This window comes from Geminicoccus flavidas, assembly GCF_009806515.1.
Taxonomy (GTDB): Bacteria; Pseudomonadota; Alphaproteobacteria; order Geminicoccales; family Geminicoccaceae; genus Geminicoccus; species Geminicoccus flavidus.
This window is the reverse complement of record NZ_WUJP01000873.1, coordinates 1-6,263: the sequence shown is the minus strand read 5'-3', so window position 1 is coordinate 6,263 and position 6,263 is coordinate 1. Positions and strand designations below refer to the sequence as shown.

General features: G+C 63.7%; 5 protein-coding genes, 1 tRNA gene and 2 pseudogenes. 2 read left to right on the top strand and 6 right to left on the bottom strand.

Going from position 1 to position 6,263, the window contains the following annotated elements:
• A partial coding sequence (locus EQG76_RS24920) for an RluA family pseudouridine synthase (RefSeq protein WP_235031551.1) occupies positions 1 to 433 on the bottom strand: 433 nt, incomplete at its 3' end.
• A gap of 117 nt (positions 434 to 550) precedes the next feature.
• Here EQG76_RS24920 and EQG76_RS24915 point away from each other — a divergent pair.
• Both EQG76_RS24915 and EQG76_RS24910 read left to right on the top strand, forming a co-directional pair.
• Positions 551 to 640, top strand: a tRNA-Ser gene (locus tag EQG76_RS24915).
• Between the two features lie 1,978 nt (positions 641 to 2,618).
• Positions 2,619 to 3,553: pseudogene (locus EQG76_RS24910) on the top strand (IS3 family transposase); the annotation flags it as partial.
• 134 nt (positions 3,554 to 3,687) lie between these two features.
• Here the strand turns inward: EQG76_RS24910 and EQG76_RS24905 are convergent.
• From EQG76_RS24905 to EQG76_RS24885, 5 genes and pseudogenes are all read right to left on the bottom strand, one after another.
• Entirely contained in the window at positions 3,688 to 4,089 is a 402-nt protein-coding gene (locus EQG76_RS24905; protein WP_159717325.1) for a hypothetical protein, read from the bottom strand.
• Positions 4,086 to 4,538: a DUF5681 domain-containing protein gene (locus EQG76_RS24900; protein WP_159717323.1), complete on the bottom strand. Its 453-nt coding sequence runs from the start codon at positions 4,536 to 4,538 to the stop codon at positions 4,086 to 4,088. Before EQG76_RS24900 ends, EQG76_RS24905 begins: the two co-directional genes overlap by 4 nt.
• A gap of 20 nt (positions 4,539 to 4,558) precedes the next feature.
• The gene (locus EQG76_RS24895) at positions 4,559 to 4,789 is read right to left on the bottom strand and encodes a hypothetical protein (RefSeq protein ID WP_159717321.1); all 231 of its coding nucleotides are present in this window, start codon (positions 4,787 to 4,789) and stop codon (positions 4,559 to 4,561) included.
• Between the two features lie 11 nt (positions 4,790 to 4,800).
• Entirely contained in the window at positions 4,801 to 5,319 is a 519-nt protein-coding gene (locus EQG76_RS24890; protein WP_159717319.1) for a hypothetical protein, read from the bottom strand.
• A gap of 25 nt (positions 5,320 to 5,344) precedes the next feature.
• Positions 5,345 to 6,263 (bottom strand): annotated as a pseudogene (locus tag EQG76_RS24885) (hypothetical protein); the annotation flags it as partial.

Below are 6,263 nucleotides of genomic sequence, written 5' to 3'. Positions count from 1 at the left end.
CGTCCGCGCGCGCGAGCACCCGCACATCGGTGACCGCCGCCTGCCCCTGCTCGGACGGCTCCATCCACCAGCCGCGCACGGCGCTGCGCTTGGCCAGCGGCAGGTCGACCCGCCCATCCTCCAGCCCCGGCGCATCCACGACCAGCGCCAGATAGGTCTTGGTCACGGCACCCTTGGCGAACAGCTCGCCCAGCCGCGCCAGCGCCGGCTTGGTCCGCCCCAGCACCAGGCAACCCGACGTGTCCCGGTCCAGCCGGTGCGCCAGCCCGGGCGGCCGCCCCTTGCCGAACGCCAGCCAGGGCAGCAGCGCATCCAGCGTCGCCCCGCCCTTCGGCCCGGCATGCACCGGCAGCCCCGCCGGCTTGTCGATCACCAGCACCATCTCGTCGCGATGGAGCACCCGCCCCTGCAGCGCCTGCGCCTCGGCCGGCACCGGCCCCTCCACCGGCCGCCACCGCCCCTTCCGGCGTCCACCCGCCGGCAAATCACCCCGAACCATCATCCCATCCTTGCGGCCTCGCCCGGCGGACGCTACATCACCACGCGCCTCGGAGGGATGCCGGAGTGGTCGATCGGGGCGGTCTCGAAAACCGTTGTACCAGCGATGGTACCCAGGGTTCGAATCCCTGTCCCTCCGCCATGCAACTAAATTTATTGCGGCTTTTCAATTACTTAGAGCCAATCAAAATTCCTGCTCCCACGTCCGTTCCCACTTCGAGGCGCGAATGTGGACGAACGACAGCGATCTTCGGCGGGGACAGATCTAGGATGGCGCCGCTTCAATAAAACGGTTGCCTGCCCTTCGTTGGGCCCGTGCTTGGTGCCCGAGGCGCTGGCAAGAGCCGAACAGGGCAGATCGTTGCAGGGGGCATCGGATGTCGATGTCCAGCGGTTGATGCCCCGTTGGCTCCTCGAGCCGAGGCTGGCAAGCAGCCCGCTCAGATCATCCAGCCGCTCCGCCACCAGTCGGATGACCCTCGCTCTAGCGCTGCACCCGCCCCAGCACCACTCGGTATTGGTGCTCGAACACTGGCGGCCGTGCCACCAGGGCAGCGATGTCACCTTCCTCTTGGATGATGAGGAAGAGGACCCCGCTGGCCGAGCCTGACCGCTGCCAGACCAGGGCCAGGTCGGCCCCGTGAAGCCGTGGCCCGCATCTGGTGCCTGCAGCATCAGCGTTTGTGGCCAGCGCAAGAGCACCCTGCCTACCTGAGTATTGGCTAGGTGGGGCGGGCAGTCCCTGTCCCTCGGGCTGACAGACCGGGGCATATCCGTTTGCCGACTTGGGATTGATGGCGCTGCTCGTTCGTCGGGCGTATGGTGGATACTGTCTGGGAGGCGCTTGGACGTTCGCCCGAGAACGTGAAAAGTCCTCCTCGCACTACCGGCCCCGCCGCGCCTGCCGTCGCATTCGCCGCCGCGCGCGAGACACGAGCACCAAGGCCTCACGGAGTTCGTCCATTTGGTTCGTTACCCTGACCTCTCGAAGAAAGAGGCGAACATCTCTCGGCGTCTCGATATAGTTCGCTGCATCGAACAGCCTAAGCTTGTTGACGTCCATCTGTTGCCTCTCTTGTTGGGAGTATCGCCAAGCAAGAATGTAGTTTGGGTGGCCGCGACATCACGATTAGGCCGGATCCCGCAGGAATGGCACGTCTAACACTTGAGTCCGAGTACCAGCCTCCCCCAACCATGCCGCAGTCGGGCAGACTAGGGGCTGCGGTCATTGTTGCACGCACGCGAAGGCGACATCCTAGTGGTAGTCCTGAGTGCGGATGCGCTCCTTGGCGGGGTCGTAGGCGCTCTAGACGTTCTCGCTGATTGGAACCTCGGCGATCAGCTTGCAGACCCGGTCGATCGCCATGCGGACGCTACTTCAATCCGCTCTGCGACTTGAATGTAGAACGTCTGCCATTCGTCGAGCCGTCTCAGGATTGAGGTCAGGCCGTATCAGTCCAAGCAGTGCCATCAACTGCAATTGCCCGTCAGTGATCGTCTCGTGTTCTTGCTCAAAGGAAAGAACCTTTGTGCCACCCTTCACGGTTCTTCTCGCTGCCTCATGATCCTCCCGTAATCTCCGGAGGAGCCGCGCCATGCTGCTTTCACCGTACAATTGGGAGACATCGACAGAATCGAGGATCGGGTGGCCTGTCGCAGTTCGTGCAACAACTGGAACTTTGCTATGTCGAATGGCTCGGCTAATCTGACTCTTATGCCTCCCGGCAAAGAGAGCGGCTTGGCTAACCGTCAGGAGCATGTGTCTGCCCACCGCACTTGTTGGCAAGAGTTTTGCCGGTGCAGACCAATGCCGCAAAGTCGGACCGTGAGTGCGCACCGACAATAGCGCGATGAACGCCACATCTAAGGTCGGCAGTCAATCCACAGTCTGCATGTCAATAATGAAATTATTGATTCTGATGACTCGCATCATCCTGATGATCCGTGCTCCATCGGTGTAATGTTGATGCCGATGCACTACACGATCTTTTGGGCTTAGTAAGCTAACATTCCAAGAAAGCGTGGAGATCGACTGCGCGATGTAGGCTTAGCGACCAGTGACCTTGCCCCCTGAAATGCCCTCGCTCTGAAGCTGGGGTCCGTCGATCAGGAGACGGACGATGAGGAAGAGCCGGTTCAGCGAGGATCAGATCATCGGCATTCTGAAGGAGGGTCAGGCGGGGCTGCCGGTCCTAGAGATCTGCCGCAAGCACGGGATCAGCGACGCCACGTGCTACACGTGGTGCTCGCGGTACGGCGGGATGGAGGTCTCCAACGCCAAGCGGCTGAAGGCTCTCGACGAGGAGAACCGCCGGCTCAAGAAGCTCTTGGCCGAGGCCATGCTCGACGTGTCAACGCTGCGCGAAGCGCTCGGAAAAAGCTTCTGACGCCCCGCGCGTGGAGAACGGCCGTGACCTGGGCGATCGAGGAGAAGGGCTACTTGCAGCGTCGCGCCTGCAGGCTGATCGGCATGAAGCCGAAGACATACCGTTACGCGTCGACCCGTGCGGACGACCTCGGCGGGAGAGCTCGGCTGCGGGCTCTGGCCGAGGAGCGCCGGCGATTCGGCGACCGGCGGCTGCACATTCTGCTTCCGCGCGAGGGCGTCAGCCTGAATCACAAGAAACTGGTCCGGCTCTACCGCGAGGAGAAGCTGACCGTGAGGCGTCGCGGCGGTCGCAAGCGGCCTATCGGCATTCGCGCTCCGATGACGCTGCCGCAGGAACCAAACCAGCGCTGGTCGCTCGACTTTGTATCGGACATTCTGGCAGATGGTCGGCGCTTCCGGGTCATCGTGGTCGTCGATGACTTCACCCGTGAGTGCCTGGCGCTCGTGACCGACATGTCTCTGTCGGGACGGCGCGTCGTGCGTGAGCTGGACAGCATCATCGAGAGGCGCCGTCAGCCGCTGATGATCGTCAGCGATAACGATACCGAGCTCACCTCGCATGCCATCCTGCGCTGGCAGCAGGAGCGCGGCCTCAAGTGGCACTACATCGCTCCCGCCAAGCCGATCCAGAACGCCTTCGTCGAGGCCCTGAACGCCAAGCTGCGCCAGGCGGTCCGTGCCAGGTGCACTTCCCGACCGATGAGGCCGTGCTCAAGCTCCTGTTCCTGGCCTTGAGCCAGGCAAAGCTGCGACATTTGCGTGTATGTCGTCCGCAGTCATTCCTGCGACGTCGGGATGGGTTAGACTGAGGAACTCCCGTCGGCTCGTGCAACTCTGTCATGCGCATGCGTGCCGGGACGGCTGCGGCCGGAACTCTGCTGGGATTCGCGGCAGCAGAATGCGCCAGCGTCAGCGCGTCCAGATGGCGCAGCAACACGGCACGGCGTGCCGACATCATAGTTCTGCTCCTTCCAGGACCGCGCAATCTCCCGGAGGCAGATCTCGTCCAGTTCATCATCGGACAGGCCAGCAAGCTCCGGATCCGGCGGCCCAAGGACTCGCTTGATCAGATCATCGAGTTCGTCATCAGACAGCGCCGACAGATCGTCCGGAATTTCAACATCCCGCTTGAGCCGGGCCGGCTGCCTGACTGCTTCCAGCCTAGCCAGCCGCTCCGAAGCGCGTGCCAATCTGGCAGTCATCGCTCCTTCTGCTCCCGCTCCAGCCGCTCCAGCCGCGCCTCCAGCTCGATGGTCTCGAACCAGCGGACGCGGGTCTCCAGCAGTCCGGCCACCACCTGCGCTTCCTCCGGCGTCACCGCCCCGGTCGCCACTTCACCGATGACCTGCTCCAGCGCAGCGGCCGCGTCGCCAGCGCTACGGACCGGCGGCAGGTCCAGGCGGATCGGCTTGCCACGCCGCGCTGGCCACACCCGGTCGAGGATCGCCTTCTGCGCCCGGCTGTCACCACCAAGGGCGGCCTGGATCGTGGCCTGCAGGACCGCCTCAGCCTGCCCGTCCGCCAGCCGGTCGAGGATCACCGTCGCCCGGTTCCGGCTGCCCTTCCGGCGACCTGCCGGATTGCCGCTTTCGCCTTTCCGGAACCTGCCCCGGGCCTGCTTTTCTTCTGCATTGTCAGGTTGGTTGATCATGAGCTTCAATCCAGCAGAGGTCAGTCGGACTGTGCCTGTGCAACGCCATTGCCGGTTTGACGCAGGATCGCAGTGGTCTTTGCTTGCTCGATCAGCACGGCTTGGAGGCGTGCCGCCCGAGCAAGCATAGCGGGCGTCGCCCCAGCATCGGCCGAACGACCCAAGGCGCGGAAGAACTCGGCACAGCAGCTCGGGCAGGGACAGACTTTTAGGCCCGGCAAGATTTCTATGGCCTGATGGTGCAGCAGCATCGTCGGCATTCCTAGGCGACCGCCAAGACCGCAGCGCGCTGAAGGTACCGCCGCCGAAGCTCGGCCTCACGGTCGATCATCGCCTGGCGGAAGGACACCAGGCTTGCGGCCAGCATCTTTGGTGTCGAGCGGATCTTCTGCTCGGCATCGTTCTGCGGCAGGGCGGTGCCGGCGAGCAGGGCTGCGGCTCGGTCATTCTCCACCTTCGCGCGAGCCAAGCGGTCGACCACATTGCGGCCCGGCGTGGTGTTCGGGTTCTCACGCACCCACTCGATCAAGCTCTGGGCGACCTCGTTCTGGAGAGCGAGCTGACCGATAGGGCTACGCAGGAGCCGCTGCTCGTCGATCCTAGCTGCGCTGTCTTTACGGTACTCCGGCGACCCGAGCGCGGGCGGCGACGGCGGGGTGAATAGCTCGTCCATAAGCAGGATCAGCTCACGGGTGGTGGGCCACCACTCCGACCGCGTCGGCCACTCGTCGAGGGCCTTCAGGACCTTGGTGAGGTCGTAACGGACCAGACGCTCGACCATGACCGAGAGGTCCAAGGCCTCGGTGTCAGTTGAGCGCGTCCGAGTCTCCTTCCGGCAACGCACGAGCGCCTGGAGGATCTGCTGGGCTGCGGTAGCGGTCATCGCCAAATCTCTCGTGGAGGTCCTGGATCGTCTGCAGGTCTAAGCGGCTGCCTGGGCGGCGGGCGCTGAGTGGCGGTGAGCGGTTGTCGGGTGGTTTCGCGTTCTTCCGGGCGAGCAAGGCGGCGACGATGTGGAACCACTTCCGTCGCTGCTGATCGTCCACGTCCTCGGAGGCGAGCCAGGCATCGAGGGCTGCAAGCTCGGCATCGAGGTTGAGATTGGGGAAAGAGCGCCGCCAACGGTCGAGATCCTTCACCATCAACCGAATGACCCTTCCCTCCCATGCATAATGAGGCGACTGGGAATCCGGCGGCGGAGCCGCTGACGTGACCGCGTCAGCGGTGTTCAGGATGTCGTAGTCCTCAAGCTTCTTCTCTTCCGGTTCCGGTTCCAGTTCCGGCTCCGGTTCCGGCGCCGACTGGTCGCTGACCGCTCGTCGACCGGTTGCCGATTGGCTCAACTTCCGGCCATGCCCGCCAACGGACTTTTCACCCGCGTCCCGCTCGCCACAGTACGCGGGAACCCAATCCAAGCGGGGATACAGACGACTGGCCTTCTCTGGGCGCTGAAATCGGCAGAAGTTACGGATGGCGCCATAGCTCCGCCCGTTCGCCTCATACCGGCGGACTTGATTGGCCTCCTCGGCCTCACTTAAGAGGTCGCCGACATCACAAACATCGGCAGGCAAGAGCCGCATCTTGATCTGCCGAGGCTTCCACTCGAAGACGCCAAAGTCGTCGGCTTCATTGCGGAGAGCGATCAGCAGCAGCCTCGCGAGCGGCGAGCAGTGGACGAAATCTTCATCCGTCCATTGCCCGGGATGCACGGACCGAATGCGAGCC

Bases quoted from the DNA above. Each gene is read 5' to 3' on its own strand.
- EQG76_RS24895 (WP_159717321.1), bottom strand. From the start codon at position 4,789: ATGCTGCTGCACCATCAGGCCATAGAAATCTTGCCGGGCCTAAAAGTC.
- EQG76_RS24905 (WP_159717325.1), bottom strand. From the start codon at position 4,089: ATGACTGCCAGATTGGCACGCGCTTCGGAGCGGCTGGCTAGGCTGGAA.
- EQG76_RS24890 (WP_159717319.1), bottom strand. From the start codon at position 5,319: ATGGTCGAGCGTCTGGTCCGTTACGACCTCACCAAGGTCCTGAAGGCC.
- EQG76_RS24900 (WP_159717323.1), bottom strand. From the start codon at position 4,538: ATGATCAACCAACCTGACAATGCAGAAGAAAAGCAGGCCCGGGGCAGG.